This is a genomic window from Microbacterium hydrocarbonoxydans, from assembly GCF_900105205.1.
In the GTDB taxonomy this organism is placed as follows: Bacteria; Actinomycetota; Actinomycetes; order Actinomycetales; family Microbacteriaceae; genus Microbacterium; species Microbacterium hydrocarbonoxydans.
In genome coordinates this window covers 1,361,129-1,383,560 of record NZ_FNSQ01000005.1, presented here as the reverse complement: position 1 = coordinate 1,383,560, position 22,432 = coordinate 1,361,129, and the positions used below count along the sequence as shown (strand labels likewise).

The 22,432-nt window shown below is 69.4% G+C and carries 19 protein-coding genes; 9 read left to right on the top strand and 10 right to left on the bottom strand.

Annotation, left to right across the window (positions count from 1 at the left end):
* Positions 1-29: 29 nt before the first annotated feature.
* The 3 genes from BLW44_RS06980 to BLW44_RS18640 are packed head-to-tail and all read right to left on the bottom strand — an operon-like array spanning position 30 to position 3,644.
* Positions 30-296 (bottom strand): DUF3039 domain-containing protein, encoded by a 267-nt coding sequence (locus tag BLW44_RS06980; RefSeq protein WP_060927176.1) that lies wholly within the window; start codon positions 294-296, stop codon positions 30-32.
* Positions 297-336: 40 nt separating this feature from the next.
* Entirely contained in the window at positions 337-1,902 is a 1,566-nt protein-coding gene (locus BLW44_RS06975; RefSeq protein ID WP_060927175.1) for a hypothetical protein, read from the bottom strand.
* Entirely contained in the window at positions 1,878-3,644 is a 1,767-nt protein-coding gene (locus BLW44_RS18640) for an ATP-binding cassette domain-containing protein (protein ID WP_420811372.1), read from the bottom strand. The genes BLW44_RS06975 and BLW44_RS18640 overlap by 25 nt, the downstream gene beginning before the upstream one ends.
* A 252-nt stretch (positions 3,645-3,896) precedes the next feature.
* Here BLW44_RS18640 and BLW44_RS06960 point away from each other — a divergent pair, with 252 nt between their 5' ends.
* From BLW44_RS06960 to BLW44_RS06945, 4 genes are all read left to right on the top strand, one after another.
* Positions 3,897-4,589: a phosphocholine cytidylyltransferase family protein gene (locus tag BLW44_RS06960; protein WP_060927173.1), complete on the top strand. Its 693-nt coding sequence runs from the start codon at positions 3,897-3,899 to the stop codon at positions 4,587-4,589.
* 80 nt (positions 4,590-4,669) lie between these two features.
* Positions 4,670-5,653, top strand: coding sequence for a hypothetical protein (locus BLW44_RS06955; protein WP_245647417.1), 984 nt, complete (start codon positions 4,670-4,672; stop codon positions 5,651-5,653).
* Between the two features lie 117 nt (positions 5,654-5,770).
* A complete protein-coding gene (locus BLW44_RS06950) occupies positions 5,771-7,360 on the top strand; it encodes an acyl-CoA carboxylase subunit beta (RefSeq protein ID WP_420811371.1) in 1,590 nt (529 codons plus the stop codon).
* Entirely contained in the window at positions 7,357-7,602 is a 246-nt protein-coding gene (locus tag BLW44_RS06945; RefSeq protein ID WP_074731662.1) for an acyl-CoA carboxylase subunit epsilon, read from the top strand. The genes BLW44_RS06950 and BLW44_RS06945 overlap by 4 nt, the downstream gene beginning before the upstream one ends.
* 217 nt (positions 7,603-7,819) lie before the next feature.
* Here BLW44_RS06945 and BLW44_RS06940 read toward each other — a convergent pair whose 3' ends face one another.
* The 5 genes from BLW44_RS06940 to BLW44_RS06920 form a co-directional block, all read right to left on the bottom strand.
* Positions 7,820-9,049, bottom strand: coding sequence for an ROK family transcriptional regulator (locus BLW44_RS06940; protein WP_245647416.1), 1,230 nt, complete (start codon positions 9,047-9,049; stop codon positions 7,820-7,822).
* Positions 9,050-9,335: 286 nt separating this feature from the next.
* Positions 9,336-10,340 carry a hypothetical protein gene (locus tag BLW44_RS06935; protein WP_060927209.1) on the bottom strand — a complete coding sequence of 335 codons (1,005 nt, stop codon included), beginning with the start codon at positions 10,338-10,340 and terminating at the stop codon, positions 9,336-9,338.
* Positions 10,337-11,569 carry a sensor histidine kinase gene (locus BLW44_RS06930; RefSeq protein ID WP_060927171.1) on the bottom strand — a complete coding sequence of 411 codons (1,233 nt, stop codon included), beginning with the start codon at positions 11,567-11,569 and terminating at the stop codon, positions 10,337-10,339. Before BLW44_RS06930 ends, BLW44_RS06935 begins: the two co-directional genes overlap by 4 nt.
* Positions 11,559-12,221 (bottom strand): response regulator transcription factor, encoded by a 663-nt coding sequence (locus tag BLW44_RS06925; protein ID WP_060927170.1) that lies wholly within the window; start codon positions 12,219-12,221, stop codon positions 11,559-11,561. The genes BLW44_RS06930 and BLW44_RS06925 overlap by 11 nt, the downstream gene beginning before the upstream one ends.
* 41 nt (positions 12,222-12,262) lie before the next feature.
* Positions 12,263-13,492 (bottom strand): class I SAM-dependent RNA methyltransferase, encoded by a 1,230-nt coding sequence (locus BLW44_RS06920; RefSeq protein WP_060927169.1) that lies wholly within the window; start codon positions 13,490-13,492, stop codon positions 12,263-12,265.
* Positions 13,493-13,515: 23 nt separating this feature from the next.
* Here BLW44_RS06920 and BLW44_RS06915 point away from each other — a divergent pair, with 23 nt between their 5' ends.
* Both BLW44_RS06915 and BLW44_RS06910 read left to right on the top strand, forming a co-directional pair.
* Complete coding sequence (locus tag BLW44_RS06915; protein WP_060927208.1) at positions 13,516-14,154, top strand: Maf family protein; 639 nt, start codon at positions 13,516-13,518, stop codon at positions 14,152-14,154.
* A 78-nt stretch (positions 14,155-14,232) separates the two neighbouring features.
* Entirely contained in the window at positions 14,233-15,999 is a 1,767-nt protein-coding gene (locus BLW44_RS06910; RefSeq protein ID WP_060927168.1) for an acetyl/propionyl/methylcrotonyl-CoA carboxylase subunit alpha, read from the top strand.
* Between the two features lie 70 nt (positions 16,000-16,069).
* Here BLW44_RS06910 and BLW44_RS06905 read toward each other — a convergent pair whose 3' ends face one another.
* Positions 16,070-17,524 (bottom strand): NAD(P)H-quinone dehydrogenase, encoded by a 1,455-nt coding sequence (locus BLW44_RS06905; RefSeq protein ID WP_174521361.1) that lies wholly within the window; start codon positions 17,522-17,524, stop codon positions 16,070-16,072.
* A 49-nt stretch (positions 17,525-17,573) separates the two neighbouring features.
* On the opposite strand from BLW44_RS06905, the gene BLW44_RS06900 reads away from it, so the two are divergent.
* From BLW44_RS06900 to BLW44_RS06890, 3 genes are read left to right on the top strand one after another with little or no spacing between them, the layout of a single operon-like run.
* Complete coding sequence (locus BLW44_RS06900) at positions 17,574-18,407, top strand: purine-nucleoside phosphorylase (protein ID WP_060927167.1); 834 nt, start codon at positions 17,574-17,576, stop codon at positions 18,405-18,407.
* Positions 18,404-20,074, top strand: coding sequence for a phospho-sugar mutase (locus BLW44_RS06895; protein ID WP_060927166.1), 1,671 nt, complete (start codon positions 18,404-18,406; stop codon positions 20,072-20,074). The genes BLW44_RS06900 and BLW44_RS06895 overlap by 4 nt, the downstream gene beginning before the upstream one ends.
* A gap of 7 nt (positions 20,075-20,081) precedes the next feature.
* Positions 20,082-20,345 (top strand): HPr family phosphocarrier protein, encoded by a 264-nt coding sequence (locus BLW44_RS06890; protein ID WP_060927165.1) that lies wholly within the window; start codon positions 20,082-20,084, stop codon positions 20,343-20,345.
* A 33-nt stretch (positions 20,346-20,378) separates the two neighbouring features.
* Here the strand turns inward: BLW44_RS06890 and BLW44_RS06885 are convergent, their stop codons facing one another.
* Positions 20,379-22,301, bottom strand: coding sequence for a BglG family transcription antiterminator (locus tag BLW44_RS06885; protein ID WP_060927164.1), 1,923 nt, complete (start codon positions 22,299-22,301; stop codon positions 20,379-20,381).
* Positions 22,302-22,432: the final 131 nt, after the last annotated feature.

Sequence of the window (22,432 nt, the reverse complement as noted above, 5' to 3'; positions counted from 1 at the left end):
CGCGAGTCCACGAGGGCTGAACTCCTAGCTCAGCCCATCATCGATTCGTAGATCTCCTTGCAGGTGGGGCAGATCGGGAACTTCTCCGGGTCGCGACCCGGCGTCCACTTCTTGCCGCACAGCGCCCGCACCGGCTTGCCGGTGATGGCGGACTCGAGGATCTTGTCCTTCTTGACGTAGTGCGAGAAGCGCTCGTGGTCGCCCGGCTCCAGATTCTCCTCGCGGAGAAGTTCTTCCAGTTCGCGATCGAGCGTTGTCACGCCGCCCTGATCGGGGCTGTCCAGCGGAGTACTCATGCCGAGAGTCTAGCCGCGCAGGAGCCCCGTCGGGCGGGTGTCACGCCGTCTCGACGAACTCCATCAGCCGCTCGCCTTCGCGCTCGAAGATGCGCCCGCCGACGGCGACTCCGGCCGCGAGGACGATGATCCCCGTGGCGAGGCCCGCCCAGAACGTCGCCGGCGCGAACTGCGATCCGTCGACCATCGTGAGCACGAGCAGCCAGATCGTCGGGATGCTCACCGCAATCGCTCCGAGGAACGCCGCGGCCGGGCCGTAGGCACCTCGCGACGTCGGCCGCTGCGGCTGCTGGAAGGGACTGTCGCCTGGGCGTGACACCGCATACGGCGCGATGACCGAGACGATGCTCGAGAAGCCCAGCGCCGACAGCAGCAGGCTCGCGCCGAGGCCGGTGAGCGGCAGCAGCAGACGCCAGTCGTCGATCCACAGCAGGGTCAGCGGCACGGCGATCGCGAGCACGGGCAGGGCAACCAGGATGACGGGCACGAGTCGGCCGAGGCGGTCCGGGATGCCGCGGACGCCACTGGCCACATGGGTCCACAGGGCGGTCGAGTCGTAGGCGACGTCGTTGTGCGGGAGCCAGCCGAAGAACAGCGCCATCACCGGCACGGGCACCAGCGCGGCGATCTCGAGCGGGACGCCGGCGATCAGCAGCGGGAAGACCGTCAGCACACCGGCGATCGGCACGACGATGAGGTTCATGATGTATCGGCGATCACGGAGCCAGTAGACGAGGCTGCGTGCCGCGATCGCCCCGAAGGCGTTCGAGGGCAGCAGTCCGAACCAGCCGAGGCCGGAGCGCTCCCGCGACGCGGCCGGGCGCTCGGTCGTGGTGAGCAGTCGACGCACGAGCCAGGTCCACAGCGCCCAGAGGCCGATGACCGTGAGAAGGGCGATGACGCCGCTCGTCCACGCGCCGGCGACATCATCGGCGGCGAAGGAGAAGAGGAACCTCGACGAGGCTGCGAACGGGGTGAAGCCGACCGATGCCGTCAGCGCGGCGACCGCGGCCGGCACCTGTCCGTCCCACTTCAGCGAGGCGAGGAAGACCGCGACCGGGAAGGCGATGACGATGACGGCGAGCGCGAAGAGGGCGGTCAGCTCGCGGGAGCGGCGCTCCGGCAGGAGCAGCGCGTTCACGGCCATCCCGATGCGCGCGGACAGCACCATGCTGAGGAGTCCGACCAGGCTCGTCAGTACGGCCACCATCCAGGGGGCGCCGAGCCTGATCGCGACGATGCAGACGCTGACGTTGACGGCGATGAGAGCGAGGCTCGGGACGCTGATGAATGACGCGAGCGCGAGGATCCACGGCATCTGCCGCTCGTCGACGCCGAAGACCGCGAAGCGTCGCGGATCGAGCTGGTCGACCGCGCCGACCAGGATCGGCCCCACCAGGAAGCCGAGCAGCAGTGCGGCGCTGCCGAGCACGATGACCGTGCGGGCGACGGCCACCGGGGCGTCATCGAGACTCAGGACGGCGCTGCACACCAGGGCGGTCAGGATGACGACGACAGCGAGCATGACCAGGGTGCGCACCCGACGTTCGCCGCGGAGCGATCCGATCAGGAGCGCCGCCCTCAGTCGGAGAACGTGTGCAGCCACTCGAGCCCCTCCACCTCTCCGATGCCGCCGGAGAGCTCGACGAACCGGGCCTCGAGGGTCTGCCCCGCGCGCACCTCGTCGATGGTCCCCTCCGCGAGCACGTCTCCGCCGACGATGATCGCCACACGAGAGCACACCCGCTCCACCAGATCCATGCCGTGGCTGGAGAGGATGACGGTGCCGCCGTGCGCGACGTACGCGCGCAGGATGTCGAGGATGACCGCGGAGGACACCGGGTCGACCGCCTCGAAGGGCTCATCGAGGACGAGCACCCGCGGCGAATGGATCATCGCCCCGGCGAGCATGATCTTCTTCGTCATGCCGGCCGAGTAGTCCGAGACGACGCGGTTGAGCGCCTCACCGAGGTCGAATGCACGCGCGAGGTCGCCGACGCGCTTCTCGATCACGTCGGACGTGAGGCCGCGCAGCAGACCGTAGTAGTAGAGGAGCTGGCGCCCGGTGAGCCGGTCGAACGTCCGCAGACGATCGGGCAGCACCCCCATCATCCGCTTCGCGGCGAGCGGCTTGGCCGCCTGGTCGATGCCGCAGATGACGACCTCCCCGGCGTCCGCGCGGAGCAGACCGGCGACGATCGAGAGCGTTGTCGTCTTGCCGGCGCCGTTGGGCCCCACGATGCCGTAGAACGACCCCGCCGGAACCGTCAGATCGATGCCGTTGACGGCGACGTGATCGCCGAACGTCTTCACGAGACCCCGGAGGCGGATGGCCTCGGTCGCGGATGCCGCGCCGACGTCGCCGACCGCCTCATCGGAGACGTCTGCATCGGAGACGCCGACCACGTCCGGATCCGAAAGCACGGCCTCATCGGTCGCCTCGTCCGCAGTGGTCTCCTCCACGGGAGCCTCCTCCACGGGAGCCTCCTCCACGGGGCGTTCCTCAGCGATGGTCTCCTCTACTGGGGGCTCCTCGGCGATCCTCTCCTGCGGAGCTGCCGTCTCGGGAGCCGCCTCGGCGATGCCGACCTTCGCGGCCGGAGCCTCGTCCGACTCGGAGGGACCATGGAGCGATGAGTCCGGTGCCGGTTGCGAGTCGATGGCGGCCGTAGCGGACTCCGCCTCGGGGGATGGCGTGTACGTCTGCGCGACTTCAGCATCCGCCGCGGCGGCTTCTGCCTCGTCCGCTTCCGCTGCGGCAGCCTTCGCTGCGGCTGCCTTCGCTGCGGCTGCCTTCGCTGCAGCGGTCTTGGCGGCTGCGCTGCGAGCCGCCGTCGTGCGAGCGGAGGACTTCGCTGCGGCGCTCTTCTCCGCCGCCGCCTTCGCGGCGGCGGTCTTGGAGGCTGTGCTCTTCGCGGTCGCGCTCTTCGCCGCTGTCGCCTTGGGCGTCGTCGCGCGTGCCGCAGTCGACGACTTCGCCGCTGTCGCAGGGTTGCTCTTCGCGGCCGTCGACTTCGCAGCCGTCGTACGTGCCGCGGCGGACTTCGCACCGGTCGAGCGAGCGCCGGAGGCGCGTGCCGAGTTCTTCGCGGCCGCCGTGCGGGCGGCGGTCGACGTGGTCTTCTTCGCCGGCGTCTTCGTCGAGGCGCCGCCGACGGGACGGTCGATCGTCAGCGCCGGCTCCGCCACGACCTCGATGGTCGTCGCCGCCCTGTCGGCAGCGGACTTCGTCGAGGTCCGACCGCCGGTCGTCTTCTTCGCCGGACTCTTCCGCGCCGGCGTCTTCTTCACGGTCGAGGGGGCAGCGTCAGCCACCTGATCGGTGGAATCGTCGGAAGCAGCAGTCACCGTCCTAAGGTATCAACGGGTGCTCCGATTCTTCGGGTCGCCGCAACAATTGGGCGCGGAAAACCTGGATTCACGCGATCGTCGCAGGGATCTGGACGAATCTGAGTGTTCGGTGTGTACTGGGTCACGAATTGGCAACAGGGGCGACCAGCCCCGGGGCTTCCCAGGCTGTATCGCTAGCATGACCCTCGGCACGACGAAGTGTCTGGTCGGTGAACCGACCGTGAACACATACTTCCTTTAGGAGCACTCGTGACTCTTCAGACCGTCATCCTCGCCGCCGGCATGGGCTCACGCCTGGGCCGCGCGCTGCCGAAGCCGCTCACCGAGCTGAGCGACGGCCGCACGATCATGCGTCAGCAGCACGACAACATCCGCGCCGCCTTCGGATCGGACGCACGCATCACCGCCGTCGTCGGCTACCGCGCCGAGACCATCATCGAGGCGTTCCCGAACGTGAACTACGTCCACAACGAGCGCTACGACGAGACGAACACGTCGAAGAGCCTGCTGCGCGCCCTCGGCGCGACCGGCAAGTCTGGCGTGCTCTGGATGAACGGCGACGTCGTCTTCGACCCGATGATCCTCGGACGCGCTGCGGCCTACATCGAGCGCGATCAGTCGTTCGTCACCGTCAACACCTCCAAGGTGAGCGACGAAGAGGTCAAGTACACCGTGACCGCCGAGGGATTCATCAACGAGCTCTCCAAGACGGTCAAGGGCGGTCTCGGAGAGGCCGTCGGCATCAACTACATCTCGTCGGCCAACAAGAAGGCGTTCATGCGCCAGCTGCAGCGGGTCGAGGACCAGGACTACTTCGAGCGCGGCCTCGAGCTCGCGATCGCCGAAGACGGCCTGCTCCTCGAGCCGATGGACGTCTCCGACCTCTACGCGGTGGAGGTCGACTTCGCGGAAGACCTCGAGCGGGCGAACCTGTTCGTCTGAGCTCGTTCCACGAAAGCCCGGCCCCGTCAAGGGTGCCGGGCTTTCGGCGTTTTCGCGGGCTGTCTTCCTAGGATCGTTCCATGGCCCCCAAGGTGCACAAGATCCACTCGCTCCCCGACGACTCCCCGTGGGACAGGGGCGTGCCGCCGGTGGGCTCCACCGAGCATCCGTTCATGGTCCGCGGCCTCGACCGCGTGCTGGCGATCCAGCGGCCTCTCGTGCTCGCGCACATCCGCAGCATCCGTCTGCGCAACCCGCATGCCTCCCCCGAGCAGATCATCCGGATCCTCGAACGTCGCTACCTCACCGCCGTGACCACGGGCGGCGCCGCCGTCGGCGCCACCGCTGTCGTGCCGGGTATCGGCACCGGCATCACCCTCGCCCTCTCCGGTGTCGAGACCGTGGGCTTCGTCGAGTCGACGGCGCTGTTCGCCCAGTCCGTGGCCGAGGTGCACGGCATCGCCGTCTCGAACCCCGACCGAGCCCGAGCCCTCGTCATGACGCTCATGCTGGGCAAGGAGGGCGTCGCACTCGTCGGCCAGCTCGCCGGACAGGCGACCGGACGCGGAGGCACACGCTCCTCCTACTGGGGCGAGATGGTCACGAAGTCGCTCCCCCGCGCGGCCGTCGGTCCGCTCGTCGACCGGCTCAAGAGCATGTTCGTGAGGCAGTTCGCCGCCAAGGGCGGCGCGTCCTTCATCGGCAAGGCGCTGCCGTTCGGCGTCGGCGCGGCCGTCGGCGGTGCCGGGAACCACATCCTGGGACGCCGCGTCCTCACCACGTCGCACCACGCCTTCGGTGCCGCCCCTCTGGATTTCCCGCTCGAACTCGAGCCGGTGGAAGGGGCGGAGAAGCTGGAGCTGCGGATGCTGCACGGCGCGCAGTTCGTCGGGGGTGCCGTCGCGGGTGCTGCGGGGTCCGCCGCACGAGGCGTCGGCTGGGCCGGGCGCCGGATCGCCTCCGTCGGGCGGGGCCGCCGCAAGGATGCCGGTGAGCTCGAGCAGTCGGGCACGCACGACCTCCCCGGCGAGCTCGGCGCCGATCGCCCGGACCCGACACGCTGACCACGGACACGCACCGACCCCGTTGCCTGAGCGTGCACGAGAGACGCCAAAGGATCGGGCGACCCGTTGTGGCGAGCATCCAACGGAGCGGGCCGAGCCGACGATAGGGTGGAATCCGTGACGGACAAGCCCGAACTCTCGACCACCGCCGGCAGGATCGCAGACCTCCGCGCTCGCTACAACGAAGCCGTTGTCGACGCTGAGAAGGTCGCGCACGACAAGCAGCACGCCAAGGGCAAGATGACCGCCCGCGAGCGCATCGAACTGCTCGTCGATCCAGGAAGCTTCGTCGAGTTCGACGAGTACGTGCGCCACCGCACCACTGCATTCGGAATGGACCGGAACCGCCCGTACGGCGACTCGGTCGTCACGGGCGTCGGCACCATCCACGGACGCACGGTCGCCGTGTACTCGCAGGACTTCACCACCTTCGGCGGCTCGCTGGGCGAGGTCTCGGGCGACAAGATCATCAAGATCATGGAGTTCGCTCTCTCCGGAGGCATGCCGATCATCGGCATCCTCGACTCCGGCGGAGCCCGCATCCAGGAAGGCGTGCTCGCCCTCAGCAAGTACGGCGAGATCTTCCGTCTCAACACCCGCTCGTCCGGCGTGATCCCGCAGATCTCGATCATCATGGGGCCGGCCGCCGGCGGGGCCGTGTACGGACCGGCGCTGACGGACTTCGTCATCATGGTCGACAAGACCAGCCAGATGTTCGTCACCGGCCCCGACGTGATCAAGACGGTCACCGGCGAGGACGTCGGCATGGAGGAGCTCGGTGGGGCTCTGACGCACAACACCCGCTCCGGTGTGGCGCACTACCTCGCCGAGGACGAGGACGACGCGATCGACTACGCCCGCACCCTCCTCGGCTTCCTGCCCGACAACAACATGGCGGAGATCCCCGGCTACGAGAGCGGCTTCGAGTGGGAGACCACGGATGCCGATCGCTCGCTGAACACGATCATCCCGGACTCCCCCAACCAGCCGTACGACATCCACACGGTGATCGAGCACGTCGTCGACGCCGGGGACTTCATCGAGGTCCAGCCGCTGTTCGCACCCAACATCGTGATCGGATTCGGTCGCGTCGAGGGCCGCTCGGTCGGCATCATCGCCAACCAGCCGTCGCAGATGGCCGGCACGCTCAACATCGAGGCCGGCGAGAAGGCGAGCAGGTTCGTGCGCTTCTGCGACGCGTTCTCGATCCCGATCGTCACGCTCGTCGACGTACCGGGCTACCTGCCGGGTACCGACCAGGAGTGGACCGGCGTCATCCGCCGCGGCGCGAAGCTCATCTACGCCTACGCCGAGGCCACCGTCCCCCTCGTCACCGTCATCCTGCGCAAGGCCTACGGCGGCGCATACATCGTGATGGGCTCGAAGCAGCTCGGCGCCGACGTGAACCTCGCCTGGCCGACGGCCGAGATCGCCGTCATGGGCGGGCAGGGCGCCGTGAACATCCTCTATCGCAACGAGATCAAGAAGGCGGAGGAGGCCGGCGAGGACGTCGCGGCGGTGCGCACGCGTCTCGCCAACGAATACACGTACAGCGTGACCTCGCCCTTCCTGGCCGCCGAGCGCGGCGAGATCGACGGCATCATCGAACCGGCGAACACCCGGGTCTCGATCGCGAAGGCGCTGCGTGCACTGCGCGGCAAGCGTCAGGACCTGCCGCCGAAGAAGCACGGGAACATCCCGCTGTGAGCGTGCACGCGCCAGAGGAGGGATCGGGCGAGGCTCAGCGTCCCCCGACGATCGAGATCACTCGCGGTTCGGCCAGCGAGGAGGAGCTCGCCGCGCTCATCGCCGTCGTGAGCGATGCGTACGCCCAGGAGGCGGCGGAAGCCGTTGTCGAGGAGCCCGTCGTGTCAGCCTGGACGCGGACGCAGCGTCCGCTGCGTCGGTCGCTGCGACGCGACATCCCTTGGGGCCGATTCTCCGGCTGAGCAGCGAAAGCCCACCGGCTCTGCAGCAGAAAGACGGAAGGTCTGCGAGACCCGCGGAGCCCCCCAGCTCGCGGGCCACGCAGCCGACCCTCCGTCGATCGATGCGGGACCGTCGTCCCGAGCATCACCCCAGTCTGCGCATCGCTCCAATAGTACATCGATTGGAGTTATCACTTCGAAGCTCCTACCGATATACCGGTATGCACTGAAGGAGGATTCAGTCCTCCAGGTACAGATCGGAGGCGCGCGGAGTCAGGACCGCATCCAACACCACGCAGGCGGCACCCACTGCACCGACATCGTCTCCGACCACGGTCCCCTCCACCGGCAGCGTGCGCACAGCCCGCGTCGCGCTTCGGACGTGCAGGAGATCGGGCAGCTCGCGCAGATAGACCCCGCAGAGGCGCTCCCAGAAGGGACCGCCGAGCACGACGCGATCGACGTCGAGGATGTTCGTCAGCGTCGCGATCAGGACGGCGAGGTGATCGGCCGCTGTGCGGACCAGGTCGAGGGCCGGCTGCTCACCGGCATCCGCCCGCGCGCAGAGCTGGGTGAACCGCTCGTCTATCGCCGCCTCGGCGCCGCCTGTCGGTGAATCGCGCCAGAGACCCGCGGCCTCCGCTCGCTCGACGATCGCCTGCGGAGTGCAGACGACCTCCACACAGCCTCTGAGGCCGCATGCGCACGGAGGCCCGTCCGGATCGACGATGATGTGTCCGATCTCCCCGAAATTGTGGGAGCTGCCGGCGATCGCCTCGCCGTCGCGGACGACCGCGGCACCGAGACCCGTCCCGAGGTAGACGAAGACGAACGACCCGTGGCTGGCACTGCCGGTCCACAGCTCGCCGACCGCTGCGGCCGTGGCGTCCTTCTCGAGGGTCACCTCCAGGCTCGTGGCCTCGGCCAGTACGGACCGCAGCGGCACCCGCTCCCATCCCTGGAGCTTCGGCGGATTGATCACGGCGCCGAGCTCGGCATCGAGTGGGCCCGGCGCCGCGACACCGACCCCGGCTACGAGCGCACGGTCGATCCCCGCATGATCGATGAGTTCGGCGATCGTGTGCGCCATGAGATCGACGATCCGCCGCGGGTCCTTGTCGGGGGTGCGCTCAGTCCGCCGTTCCACGACGGCGCCCGACATGTCGAGCAGGACGACGGTGATGACTGCAGGGTCCAGGTGCACGCCCACCGAGTAGCGGCTCTCGGCCACGAGGCGCAGAGTGACGCGGGGCTTGCCAGGGCCGGTGATGGTGCGCCCCGCCTCCATGATGAAGCCCTCGTCGAGGAGCCGCCGCGTGATGTTGGTGACCGTCTGCGCTGAGAGGCCAGTCGCCTCGACCAGCTCGATACGACTGAGCCCCTCGACCGAGCGCCGGATGGCCTCGAGGATCACCGACTGGTTGAAGTCGCCCATCCGGGGGAGGTTGGTTCCACGGCGCATGCCCATGCCTCATCATCTCGCACACCGGCCTGTTCCGTGTCCCCCAAAATACCTACAGACAAGGATGCGAAGACCCGTGAGACTAAGGGAGACGCTTCGCGTTCGGCTGGTCTCTCTGTCCCAGGGTAGATAGACGCAGACCGGCCACCAGCGGACGGTTTTCGGGTAACTGGTCCGCATGGCGAGGGGCTGGCGGATTCGCCGCCCCTCGCCCACTCTTTCGCCTCGACTCTGATCTCCTCCCCCGATCAGAGCCGAGGGCAGGTTCGCGCGACGCGACTGCTTCGCGGAGTCAGCCGCGGTCGCGCGGAATCTCGTGCCAGACGTCGACGGCGTCATCGTCGCTCTGTCCGCCGGCGCCCGCTCGGCCGACGACTGTCACGGCCGTTCGAGGGTCTCTCGCCGCGCGGATGATCCAGCGTTCGGCATCCGCGTTGCGGAGCACCCCAGCGAGTTCGTCCCGGATCTGCGCACGCCGCTCCTCGTCGACCTCGTCCATCCCGCCCTCGTCGAACACCGTGACGACCGCCCCGCGACGACGGGCGTCCTCGATCGCGTCGCGCACTGCATCGTTGAGGAGGTCCGCGCCGCGCAGCTCGTCGCGCAGACGCCCCTCGGCCAACCGTGCCTGCAGTCGTTCCTCGTCGTCCAGCATGCCCTGCGTCGCGACGGCCCTGCTGAGCACGGGTCCCGCGACCGCCAGCGCGAACTGGGTGCGCAGCCGACGCTCCTTCTGCCGCACCTGCTGTGTGGCGTGCCACGCGGACACCGCCTGCTGGATCCCGGCGAGCCGCTCGGTGTCGCGCACCGCACGGTCCCAGAACATGACCAGGAGGTGTGCGACCGCGACCCACATGAGCGAGCCGACGAGTCCGAGGGACAGCGCGACGAAGAAGCCGAGCGCGAGGGAGGATGCGGCGACGAGCACGAGCACGACCAGCCAGCCGATGACGAAACGCCGCCGCACGACGCACACGACGCCGATCAGACCGAGCGCTCCGATGTACCAGGTCGCGAAGGGTGCCGTGCGCGTGAGCGGGTCGAGCGAGAGCGTCACGAGCGCCGGGATCATCGCACTCGCGACGAGCGTCAGGAGCGCGACCCACAGCGGCATCCGGACGTCGATGGCCGAGTCCCAGAGGATCGCGACGTTCACGACGACCAGGTACAGGGCGATCGCCGCCACCATGAGCAGCGGGCCGGTCGGCTGCTCGATCCACCACACTCCCCGCGCCGCGAAGTACATCGCGAAGCCGACGGCGAGCGAGGTCGCGACGCTGCGTACCGTGCGATTCACCGCGCCTCCCACCCCAGCGTCACCGTCGTACCGTACTGGCTCGAGTCGATGTCGGCGGTACCGGCGACGCCCGCCATGCGGGCGAAGATCGACGCACGGATGCCGAGGCGATCGGCCCCGATCGCCTCGATGTCGAACCCGGGCCCCGTATCGGAGATGGTCACGGTGATGCCCTCGTCGCCACGCCCTTCGGCGATGATGTGCAGGCCGCGACCGTGAGCGTGGGTCACAGCGTTGCCGAGCGCCTGCCTCGCGGCGAGGACCAGCGCCCTGGCCGCGCGGCCGGGGATCAGGCCGATGCCGCCGCGCTCCTCGACGATCGCATCCGCACCGAGTTCGGAGAGCGCCCGCCGGAGCTCGATCACGATCTGCGCCGCGCCGACCGGCTCGTCGCTCCCCTCCTGGGCAACGGCCGCCTCGGTGTTGGCGAGGCGGGTGAGCGCCTCCCGTGCCATGCCGACGGCGAGCTCCTGGGCGCGCTCGCCCTCCGCCCGTTCGGCGGCGATCAGCGCGGCGAGGACGCTGTCGTGCATGAGCGCCGACATCGTGGCCCGTTCCTCCTCGGCTGCGGCTGCCGCGGCGGCCGCGGCATAGGAGGCCACTGCGCGTGCACGGGCCTCATCGACGCCCGCCGCCACGGAGCGGAACATCCAGCCCAGCGAGATGATCACGATGCCGAGGATGAGGGTGAATGACACGTCGAACGCCGTGATCACCCAGTAGTCGCGGGAGAACTCCCCCTCGACCAGCCGGACGTACCCGTACACGAAGGGCAGGCACACCGCCCAGGCGAATTGGAGCCAGAGCGGGAAGGCCAGCATCGCCGCGACGACGCCGACGTTCACGAGGAAGAAGATCCACGGCTGATCGGCGGCCTTCACCATCGGGTCGACGAAGGTCGGCCAGGCCGCCAACGCGGCCGTGTAGACGACCGCGAAGACGCCGGAGGCGGTGCGCACCCCACGGCCGATCAGGCAGGCGACCAGCATGACCACGAGCGGGATGAAGACGACGAGCAGCATCGCGATGCGCGCGGCATCCGCCCATGCCATCGTCGTGATGCCCGCGATCAGCGCCTGCGCACCGAGGATGCCGGAGCCGATCGCGACGACGGTCGCGAGGATCCGCTCCATGCGCTTTCCCGTGAAGCGCTCGAACTCGGTCTCCACACTGCCCGGAGAGGGGATCTTGCTCCAGGCCTCGCGGATGCTGAGCGGGTCAGCGGGCACTCGGCGCCCCGTCGGCCGCCACGATGCCGTCCTCCATCGCACGGCGCAGCAGGTCGACCTTCGTCGGTGCGGGGCGACCCACCTCGACGTACTTGACGCGGATTCGGGTGATGTTCTCCTTCGCCGTCGAGTACGCGACACCGAGTCGCTCGGCGACGGCCTTCAGCGGCAGTCCGGTGGCGTACAGGCGCAGGACCTCGCGCTCGCGGGTCGACAGCTGAGCGTCGGCGAAGTCGCGGTCGCCGTCGACCGCGCTCGCCCACTCGACGTTGTTGAGCGCTTCGCCCTGCGCGACCGTGCGGATGGCGTCGAGCACGTCGTCGAGGGCCGAGGATTTGCTCACGACGCCTGCCGCACCGGCGACGAGCGCCTCGCGGACGGCTGCGGGTCGGTCGGCGACGCTGTGGATGACCACGCTCGCGCCGTCTGCCACGAGCGACCTGACGTTCTCGGTCACGGTCGTGCCGTCGCCGAGGGTGAGATCGAGCACCACGACGTCCGCCGGCGGAGACGAGGTCGCCGAACGCCAGTCGAGGTAGGAGACCACCGTGCTGCCGGAGAAGACGACGGTCTGCGCACCGTCACGAGCGCACGCGGCCTCGAGACCGAGGCGGACGGATTCGTGATCGTCGATGAGTGCGACCCTGCTCATCAGCCCAGCCTACTGAGTCCGCGCGAAGACCCGATCATCGCTCACCGTGTGAGCAGCGCCACGACCTCGAAGTGGTGCGAGTGCGGGAACAGATCGAAGCCGCGCATCGTGGTGACGTTCCACCCGTGACCGCGGAAGGTTCCGAGGTCTCGTGCCAGCGCGACGGGGTCGCATGCGACGTAGGCGATGGCTTCGGGGGCCAGCGCGTCGAGAGCGTCGACGACCGCGCGCCCTGCACCCGCGCGCGGCGGGTCCAGGACGACAGCGCCGGCCTTCGTGCTGGCCGGGACGCCGGCGAGATAGCGGTCGACGCGCGCCGTGACGGCGGTGACGTCGAGAGGAGCGAGGTTCCGCTGCGCGTGCGCCGTGGCGCGTCGGCTCGACTCGACGGTGACGATGTCCGTCGCTCCTCGATCGGCGAGGGTCGCTGCGAACAGACCGACGCCTCCGTAGAGGTCGAAGTGCGTCGCATCCGGGTTCACGTGATCGTCGAGCACGCCGTAGACGGCGGCATCCAGTACGGACGCGGCACGAGGATGCACCTGCCAGAAGCCTCCGGCATCCACCTGGAATCGACGGTCGCCGACCTGCTCGTAGACGACCTCGGGCGCGGGGCGACGCGCCTGTCCACGGGCGGGGCGTTGGTCCATCCGCTCCCGGCGGACGACCCGCACCTCTCCGTCCCCCGGTTCGATCAGGTCGACGCTGCCCGCCTCGCCTCCGGTGAGACGGCGCGCTGCCTCGGCGATCGCCGGGCGAGCGAGCGGATGCGTGCCCACCGGGATCACCCGATGGCTGCGAGCGGCGAAGGGACCCACGAGTCCGGCGTCGTCGACGTGCAGCGTGACCCTGGTCCGCCATCCGGTTCCGTCTGTGGAGTCGACGGCCTCGATCTCGGGCGCCTCGAGGCCGGGACCGGCGAAGCGGTCCAGCGCCTCCGTCAGCACCTGCCGCTTGAGCGCGCGCTGGTGCTCGAGGTCGATGTGGCCGAGGTCGGCGCCGCCAGGGCGGTCCTCGGGAGAACGGGAGACGTCGGCCTCGGCCCAGATGTGCGGGCGTCGGTGCGGCGAGGCTTCGAGGACCTCGACGGTCTCGGCACGCCAGAAGCTCTTCGACTCCCCCGTCGAGTCCTCGGTCAGGCGCGCACGCACGCGCTCGCCGGGGACGGCGTCGGAGACGAACACGACGCGTCCTTCGTGGCGGGCGATGAAGGTACCGCCGTGCGCGATGCCGGTGATGTCCAGATCGAGCAGGTTCGGGGAGGAAGTCATCCTTCGAGGATACGGTGGTGAACATGCGCGTCTGCCTCGCCTCCACCTCTCCCGCCCGCCTGATGCTGCTGCGGCAGGCCGGTATCGAGCCGCTGACCCAGTCCCCTGACGTGGATGAGGATGCCGTCGCCGCAGCGGCCGAGGCCGAGCGGGGCTCGGAGCTCGCGCCGGACGAGCTCGTCCTGCTCCTCGCCCGCGCCAAGGCCGCCGACGTCGCCCGACGGCTCGCCGATGAAGGCGCCTTCGACGGGATCGTGATCGGGGGCGACTCGATGTTCGCGCTGGGCGGCCGCGTATACGGCAAGCCGTACACGCCGGAGGAGGCGACGCGGCGCTGGCACGAGATGCGCGGCGCCACCGGCATCCTGCATTCGGGGCATTCGGTCTTCCGCGTCTCCCCGGGAATCGCCCCGGTCGAGGCGACGGCGACGGCTCAGGCGTCTGTGACGTTCGCCGACGACATCGGCGATGCCGAGATCGAGGCGTACGTGGTCTCCGGCGAGCCTCTGCTCGTCGCGGGGGCCTTCACCGTCGACAGCCTCGGCGGTGCGTTCATCACCCGGGTCGACGGTGATCCCTCCACCGTCGTCGGCATGTCGCTGTCGACCGTGCGCCGCCTCGCTGCCGAGCTCGGAGTGACCTGGACCGACCTCTGGTCGTAGAGTCCCGTCGACGTTTCTCCCTCTTTCTTGTGGAGAGTCGTCAAATGGATCGGGAGCCCACTCGCTAGGCTGGCAATCATGCCTGATATCGCCAAGGTGCTCATCGCCAACCGCGGCGAGATCGCCGTCCGCATCATCCGTGCCGCCCGTGACTCGGGGATCGCCTCGGTCGTCGTGTACGCCGACCAGGATCGCGACGCTCTGCACACCCGCCTCGCCGACGAGGCGTATGCCCTCGGCGGAGCCACAAGCGCCGAGACCTACCTGCAGATCGAGAAGATCCTCTCGGTCGCCCGCCGTGCCGGCGCCGACGCCGTGCACCCCGGGTACGGCTTCCTCGCAGAGAACGCCGAGTTCGCCCGCGCCGTCATCGGCGCAGGCATGACCTGGATCGGCCCCTCCCCCGAGGCCATCGAGGCCCTCGGAGACAAGGTCACCGCCCGCCACGTCGCCGAGAAGGTGGGCGCACCGCTCGCCCCCGGAACGCCGGGCCCCGTCTCCGGAGCCGACGAGGTCATCGCCTTCGCGAAGGAGTTCGGCCTGCCCATCGCCATCAAGGCCGCCTACGGCGGCGGCGGCCGCGGACTCAAGGTCGCGCGCGAGCTCGACGAGGTCGCAGAGCTGTTCGAGTCGGCGACCCGCGAGGCCGTCACGGCCTTCGGACGCGGCGAGTGCTTCGTCGAGAAGTACCTCGACAAGCCGCGTCACGTCGAGACGCAGTGCCTGGCGGATGCCGAGGGCAACGTCGTCGTCATCTCCACGCGCGACTGCTCGCTGCAGCGTCGCCACCAGAAGCTCGTCGAAGAGGCCCCGGCGCCCTTCCTCACGGATGAGCAGAACGCCCAGCTCTACTCCGCCTCGAAGGCGATCCTCAAGGAGGTCGGCTACGTCGGAGCTGGCACCTGCGAGTTCCTCATCGGCGCCGACGGCACCGTGTCGTTCCTCGAGGTGAACACCCGTCTGCAGGTCGAGCACCCCGTCTCCGAAGAGGTCACCGGCATCGATCTGGTGCGCGAGCAGTTCCGCATCGCCGCGGGCGGCACGATCGACTACGACGACCCGCAGCCGACCGGGCACTCCATCGAGTTCCGCATCAACGGCGAGGATCCCGGTCGGGGGTTCCTCCCGCAGCCCGGCCCGATCCACGTCTTCAAGACCTTCGGCGGCCCCGGCATCCGACTCGACTCCGGCGTCACCGCCGGCGACTCGGTCTCGGGAGCGTTCGACTCGCTGCTCGCGAAGATCATCGTCACCGGCAAGGACCGCGCCGAGGCCCTGGAGCGCTCGCGCCGCGCCCTCGAGGAGTTCGAGGTCGCAGGTCTGCCCACCGTTCTCCCGTTCCACCGCAAGGTCGTCAACGACCCTGCGTTCACCGCCGAGAACGGCGAGTTCGGCGTCTTCACCCGCTGGATCGAGACCGAGTTCGAGAACGACATCCCGGCATGGGACGGCGAGCTCGAGGCCCCTGGTGCCGGCGAGAACCGGCACACCGTCGTCGTCGAGGTCGGCGGCAAGCGCCTCGAGGTCAGTCTTCCCGACCGCGTGGCCGTCGCCGCCGGCACCACCGGCCGCCCGGCTGCCGTGCCACCGTCCCGCCGCAGTCACGCGACCTCGGTCAGCGCCGGCGCCTCGGGAGACGCCGTCAAGTCGCCGATGCAGGCCACCGTCGTCAAGGTCGCCGTCGAAGAGGGGCAGCAGGTCGTCAAGGGCGATCTGGTCGTCGTCCTCGAGGCGATGAAGATGGAGCAGCCGCTGCAGGCGCACAAGGACGGCACGATCGGCAACATCGGCGCCGTCGCCGGTGCGACGGTCTCGGCCGGACACCAGCTGCTCACGATCAGCTGACCCTGGCACCGACACGACGAAGGCGCCCCGCACGAGCGGGGCGCCTTCGTCGTGTCGGTGCGACCTCGGGTCAGGAGATCTTCGCGTTGACGAGATGCATCGCCCGGCTGGCGTCGGTGATGCTGCTCGACAGCGACGGGTAGGCCGCGAAAACGCGCGAGACCTGGTCGACCGTGAGTCGGCGCTCGACGGCGACGGCGATCGGGTAGATCAGCTCCGAGGCCTTCGGCGCGACGATGACCCCGCCGATCACGGTGCCGGAGCCCTTGCGGGCGATCAGCTTCACGAAGCCGTCCTTGATGCCCATCATCTTCGCGCGCGGGTTGGCGGCCAGCGGCAGCTTGTAGACGAGACCGTCGGCCACGCCGTCCTCGACGTCCTTCTGCGAGTATCCGACCGTCGCGATCTCGGGGGCGGTGAAGATGTTGGAGGTGATCTTGATGAGCTCGAGCGGGATCACGATGTCACCCAGCGCGTGGAAGACCGCGGTGCGGCCCTGCATCGACGCGACCGAGGCGAGCGGGAAGAAGTTCGTGCAGTCCCCCACCGCGTAGACGTTGGGCACCGAGGTGCGCGCGACGCGGTTGACCCTGACGTGCCCGGTCTCGTCGAGCTCGACCCCGGCGTCCTCGAGCCCGATGCCGGCGGTGTTCGGGATCGACCCGACCGCGAGGAGGCAGTGGCTGCCGTCGACCGTACGGCCGTCGGAGAGCGTCGCGGTGACGCCGTCCTTCGTGACCTCGACCTTCTCGGCGCGGGACTTGGAGAGCACCGTCATGCCGCCGCGCTTGAAGACCTTCTCGAGCACGTGGGCGGCGTCCTGGTCCTCGCCGGGGAGCACCTGCTCGCGGCTGGAGATCAGCGTGACCTTGGCACCCAGGTTCATGTAGGCCGAGGCGAACTCGGCACCGGTCACACCCGAGCCGACGACGATGAGGTGCTCGGGCAGCGCCTTCATGTCGTACAGCTGCGTCCAGGTGAGGATGCGCTTGCCGTCGGGCTTCGCCGAATCCAGCTCGCGCGGCGAGGCGCCGACGGCCACGATGATGGTGTCGGCTTCGACCCGGTCGAAGTCGGTGCCGTCCTGACCGGTCGAGACGATGATCGCGTTGGGGCCCTCGAGCCGTCCGTGACCCGACAGGATGCGGACTCCGGCCTCGAGCAGAGTCGTGCGCATGTCTTCGGACTGCTGACCGGCGAGTGCGATAAGGCGCTTGTTCACGGCCGCCAGGTTGATCGCGATCTCGGGCTTCAGCGGCTTGCCGTGCTCACCCTTCGCGTAGAACTGGACACCGAGGTCGGAGGCCTCGGAGATGGCCACGGCGGCATCCGCAGTGGCGATCAGGCTCTTGGACGGCACGACGTCGGTGAGGACAGCCGACCCGCCGACACCCACCCGCTCGACGAGGGTCACCTCCGCTCCGAGCTGAGCGGCCGCGAGGGCCGCCTCGTAACCGCCGGGACCGCCGCCGAGGACGGCGACGCGCTGAGTGCGCTCAAAAGGGGTGGAAGACATGATCTCCATTCTTCCGCAATCCTGGCACCGGAGCCTGCACCTTCCTAGAGTGGAACCCATGTCTGACACACACAGCAACCCCCTCGACGACCCGAACGCGAATCCGTTCGAGATCGCGGCCGAGGCAGCCGCCGACATCGCGCGCCTGACCGGAGTCGAGAAGCACGACATCGCCCTCACCCTCGGCAGCGGCTGGGGCAAGGCCGCCGACATCATCGGCGAGACCACAGCGACGATTCCCGCCACCGAGGTGACCGGCTTCTCGAAGCCCGCTCTCGAGGGGCACGTGGGCACTCTGCGCAGCATCCGCACCCCCGACGGCAAGAACGTCCTCGTCATCGGCGCGCGCACCCACTACTACGAGGGACACGGTGTGCGCCGCGTGGTGCACTCGGTCCGCACCGCCGCGGCGACGGGCGCCAAGATCATGGTGCTCACCAACGGCGCAGGCGGCGTCCGTGAGACCTGGACGCCCGGACAGCCGGTTCTCATCAGCGACCACATCAACCTCACCGCCGACTCTCCGCTCGAAGGCGCGACCTTCATCGACCTCACCGACCTCTACTCGAAGCGCCTGCGCGACATCGCCCGGGGCGTCGACCCCAGCCTCGACGAGGGCGTCTACACGCAGTTCCGCGGTCCGCACTACGAGACGCCAGCCGAGGTGCAGATGGCGAAGCACATCGGAGGCCACATCGTCGGCATGTCGACGGCCCTCGAGGCGATCGCCGCGCGCGAGGCCGGCATGGAGATCCTCGGCTTCTCGCTCATCACGAACCTCGCGGCCGGCATCCAGTCGACCCCGCTCAGCCACGCCGAGGTCATCGAAGCCGGTCGAGAGGCCGAGCCGGTGATCTCCGCTCTGCTGGCACGAGTGGTCGAGGCGCTGTGAACGACGAGCGCCTCGCCCAGGCGCGGGCCTGGATGCGGCAGGATCCCGATCACGAGACCCGTGACGAGCTCGCCGCGGTGATCACTCGCGCGGCAGGCGGCGATGAGGCGGCATCCGCCGACCTCGACGACCGTTTCCACACCAGGCTCGCCTTCGGCACCGCGGGTCTGCGCGGAGCGCTGGGTGCGGGGAGCAACCGCATGAACCGCGTCCTCGTGGCCCAGGCGGCAGCCGGCTTCGCGGCGTACCTGCGCGAACGCGCGCAGGGGTCCACGCCCACCGTCGTGATCGGATACGACGGACGCCGCAACTCCCGGGTCTTCGCCGCCGACTCGGCCGAGCTGTTCGCGGGTGCCGGTCTGCGAGCGATCCTGCTGCCACGGCTGCTGCCCACTCCAGTGCTCGCGTTCGCGGTGCGCCACCTCGGCGCGGACGCCGGCGTGATGGTGACCGCGTCACACAACCCCCCGAACGACAACGGCTACAAGGTCTACCTCGGAGGGGCCCACCAGGGCTCTCAGATCGTGGCTCCTGCGGATGCCGAGATCGCGGCGCACATCCAGCAGGTCGCCGACGCCGGCGACGTGTCTGCGCTCCCCCGCTCCACGCAGTACGAGACCGCGGGCGAGGAGGTCGTCGAGGCCTACATCGCGGCCACCGCCGACGTCGCACCGGCGCCCGCCGGCGCCTCCGACCTCCGCTGGGTCTACACGGCCATGCACGGCGTGGGCTGGGAGACCGTCTCGAAGGTGGTCGCAGCGGCGGGGTATCCGCAGCCGATGGTCGTCGGCGAGCAGCTTCAGCCCGACGCCACCTTCCGCACCGTGTCGTTCCCCAACCCTGAGGAGCCGGGGGCGATGGACCTGGCGTTCGCCCGCGCGCGCCGTGTGCAGGCGGACTTCATCCTCGCGAACGACCCGGATGCCGATCGTCTCGCCGTGGCTGTTCCCGATGCGTCGGCGGAGAGCGGCTGGCGTCGTCTCACCGGAAACGAGGTCGGGCTGCTGCTCGGAGCTCGCGCAGCGCGTGCAGCCGCCGGCACCCCGGGGGCGTCGCTGGCCTGCTCGCTGGTGTCCTCCCCCGGCCTCGGCGCCGTGGCCGCACATCACGGACTCGACTTCCACGAGACGCTCACCGGCTTCAAGTGGATCTCCCGCGCACCCGGCATCGTGTTCGGATTCGAGGAGGCGCTCGGTTACCTCGTGAACCCCGAGACGGTGCGCGACAAGGACGGCATCTCCGCCGCCGTCGCGATCTTGGGTCTCGCGGCGGAGGCCCACGATCGCGGTTCGTCGCTGACGGGCCTGCTCGCCGAGCTGGGCGACACCTACGGCCACTTCGCGAGCGGCCAGGTGTCGGTGCGCGTCGACGACCTCTCGGTGATCGGCAGAGTGATGCTGTCGCTGCGCACCCTCCCTCCGACGCAGTTCGGCGGGCATGCCATCGCCTCGGCTGAGGACCTGCTGCAGGCGGGCGAAGGACAGCCCTCCGGCGACGTCCTGCGCTACCGGCTGACGGACGGCTCCCGCATCATCGTGCGTCCGAGCGGCACGGAGCCGAAGCTCAAGGTGTACATCGACGCCAAGGCCGAGTCCGCTGAGAGAGCCGGCGAGATCGTCGGCGAGCTCGAGGCGGCGATCCGCTCGCTGCTCGACGAGCGCTCCTAGGTGCCGGATGCCGAGGAGACAGGTCGTCATCACCGCGCATAACGGTGTACACGCCCGACCGGTCGCAGAACTCGTGCGGCTCGTGCAGGCGCACCCCCATCCCGTGACCTTGCGCACGTCGTCGGGGGCGGTCGTGGACCTCAGCAGCGTCCTCGCGCTGATGGACCTCGCCCTCGCCCCCGGCGACGCCGTGGTGCTCGAGACGCGGGAGTCGGTCGACGCCGAGTCGCTGCTCGACACGCTGGCCGACGTGCTGGCTCCGCGCGGCTGAGAGGCTCGCGAACTCCCGGCTCCGAAACAGGTCTCAGCCGTCGATGACGGCGACGAGCTCGTCGAGGAACGCCTCGAAGCTGGTGCCCCGACGCACGATACGCTGCACGCTGTCGCGCTCGCTGAAGACCTCGACGAGCTGTTCGAACACGGTTTGGAACGCGGCACGGTCGCTCTCGCTGAATGCGGCGAGGGCGACCACCTGCACCCTTCCCTCGCCCCAGGCGGCTGATCCGTCGGCGACGCCGACCGCGATCGCAGTCCTCGTCGCGGTCATCTGCAGCGCGTGGGGCACGGCGAGCGCATCCGTGAAGGCTGTGGACGACATCCGCTCGCGCACGATGGTGTTCTCCACGTAGTCGTCCCCGATCAGCCCTGCATCGACGAGCAGACCGCCGAGCCGCCGGATGATCGCCTCCTCCCCCTCGTCCGGGAGCGGATAGACGAAGGCGTCGGCGACGAAGTACCGCGCGAGCTCGGCACGGAGGCGCATCAGGCGTCGTCCGCGGCGGACGCGGGCTGCGGCCTGCTGGATGCGGTCGACGTCGGCGTCCGTGAGGAACGGCTGGATCCGAACGAACCGGTCTCCGGTCGCGCCCGGCTCGATCGTGCTGAGCACCAGATCGGTGTCGAAGGAGGTCCACTCCGGGTCGACGTTGGTGACGACGCTCGTGACCTCGATCGCCGACCCCAGCGACCGGTCCACGCTGGAGCGGAGCAGTTCGTGGAGCTCGTAGTACCCGGGGCACACGATGGTCGCCGTGAGGATCGACTCGGCCTTGCGGCTGCGTTCGAGACGCCCGCCGACGTGCATGGCGATGTAGGCGATCTCGTCATCGTGGATGGGAGTGCCCAGACGGTCGTGCAGACCGCTGGCGATCGAGACGGCGACCTCGAAGATCATCGGGTACGTCGTCTTCAGCGACCGCGTCAGCGGATTGCGGGTCAGCGCGCGCTCCTGGGCGCGGCGCAGCAGATTCTGCACGTGCAGGGCGAGGCGGAGCACGAACGGCTCGTCGACGAGATCGACCTGGAAGTCCTCGGCCGCCCTGGTGATCTCGGCGCGGACGGCCGATTCCACCGCGGGATCGACGCCGCTGCGAGCGACGTCGCCCGCCGCGTCAACGCCCGGCGCCACGATGCGTGTGAGCACCAGGGAGGCGAGGTGCCCGCTGTCTCCGTCGCCGAGCGCCACCGAGAAGTGCGACTGGGCGAGTCGGGCGATCACCGCGCCGACGCGCGGGATCTCCTCGCGCGCCCCGGGCGGCGCATCCTCGAGAGCGTGCCCCGCGGCGACCCTGTCGGCCGCGATGGCGATGTGCAGCAGGACGTCGGCGATCGCGAGCTCGTTGACGTAGTAGCCCAGCTCGCCCAACTCCCGCACGAGTTCCGACTTGAACGGTGCGACCGCATGCGCGGTGACGGCGCTCCCCGACAGAGCTCGGCGAAACGTCTCGGGATGGAACGATGCCGCATCCATCTCGTCATGGGCCAGGCGGCTGAGCAGACGGCGCTGCGCCGCCTCGTCGCCGCGCAGACGCACGATCTCCCGGTCCCGCTCCAGCGTGAGGTCCGTGCCGCCGAGGAGTCCTCGCACGCGCGCCAGGTCGGCCTCGAGGGTCGCCTCGCTCACGTGCAGCCTGTCGGCCGACTCGAAGACGTCGACCCCCTCCGGCACGTCGAGCAGGGTGCGCACGAGCGTGTGCAGCCGATCGCGCGGGGCCGATTCCCCGCTCTGCCTGGTGCGCAGCGCGTCGCGCGCCCCTGACCCGGCGCGGTACCCGGCGGGCCCCGACTCGACGGCATCCGACCCTGGCGTGCGCGAGTTCAGCGCTGCGACATACGAGCGGATGCTGCGGGGAGTGACCCCGAGCTGATCGGCGAGGCTGGCAGCCGTCGCCCAGTCGCCCTGACGGAGCAGGGTCGAGAGGAGCTGGTCCTGGCGCTGACGCGACATGATCCTCCCCCTGCTCCGTGCCGACTGCACTGTCCTGACGTGACTTCCATGATGTCAGTACTCCGGTGGCGCCGCTCCGAAACCGATGTTCCGCAGGGGCGGAAAGGAACCTGTTGGCGGCACCACCCCGT

Bases quoted from the DNA above. Each gene is read 5' to 3' on its own strand.
- BLW44_RS06885 (WP_060927164.1), bottom strand. From the start codon at position 22,301: ATGTCGCGTCAGCGCCAGGACCAGCTCCTCTCGACCCTGCTCCGTCAG.
- BLW44_RS06915 (WP_060927208.1), top strand. From the start codon at position 13,516: ATGCGCGTCTGCCTCGCCTCCACCTCTCCCGCCCGCCTGATGCTGCTG.
- BLW44_RS06980 (WP_060927176.1), bottom strand. From the start codon at position 296: ATGAGTACTCCGCTGGACAGCCCCGATCAGGGCGGCGTGACAACGCTC.
- BLW44_RS06925 (WP_060927170.1), bottom strand. From the start codon at position 12,221: ATGAGCAGGGTCGCACTCATCGACGATCACGAATCCGTCCGCCTCGGT.
- BLW44_RS06910 (WP_060927168.1), top strand. From the start codon at position 14,233: ATGCCTGATATCGCCAAGGTGCTCATCGCCAACCGCGGCGAGATCGCC.
- BLW44_RS06955 (WP_245647417.1), top strand. From the start codon at position 4,670: ATGGCCCCCAAGGTGCACAAGATCCACTCGCTCCCCGACGACTCCCCG.
- BLW44_RS06940 (WP_245647416.1), bottom strand. From the start codon at position 9,049: ATGGGCATGCGCCGTGGAACCAACCTCCCCCGGATGGGCGACTTCAAC.
- BLW44_RS06905 (WP_174521361.1), bottom strand. From the start codon at position 17,524: ATGGAGATCATGTCTTCCACCCCTTTTGAGCGCACTCAGCGCGTCGCC.
- BLW44_RS06890 (WP_060927165.1), top strand. From the start codon at position 20,082: ATGCCGAGGAGACAGGTCGTCATCACCGCGCATAACGGTGTACACGCC.
- BLW44_RS06920 (WP_060927169.1), bottom strand. From the start codon at position 13,492: ATGACTTCCTCCCCGAACCTGCTCGATCTGGACATCACCGGCATCGCG.
- BLW44_RS06900 (WP_060927167.1), top strand. From the start codon at position 17,574: ATGTCTGACACACACAGCAACCCCCTCGACGACCCGAACGCGAATCCG.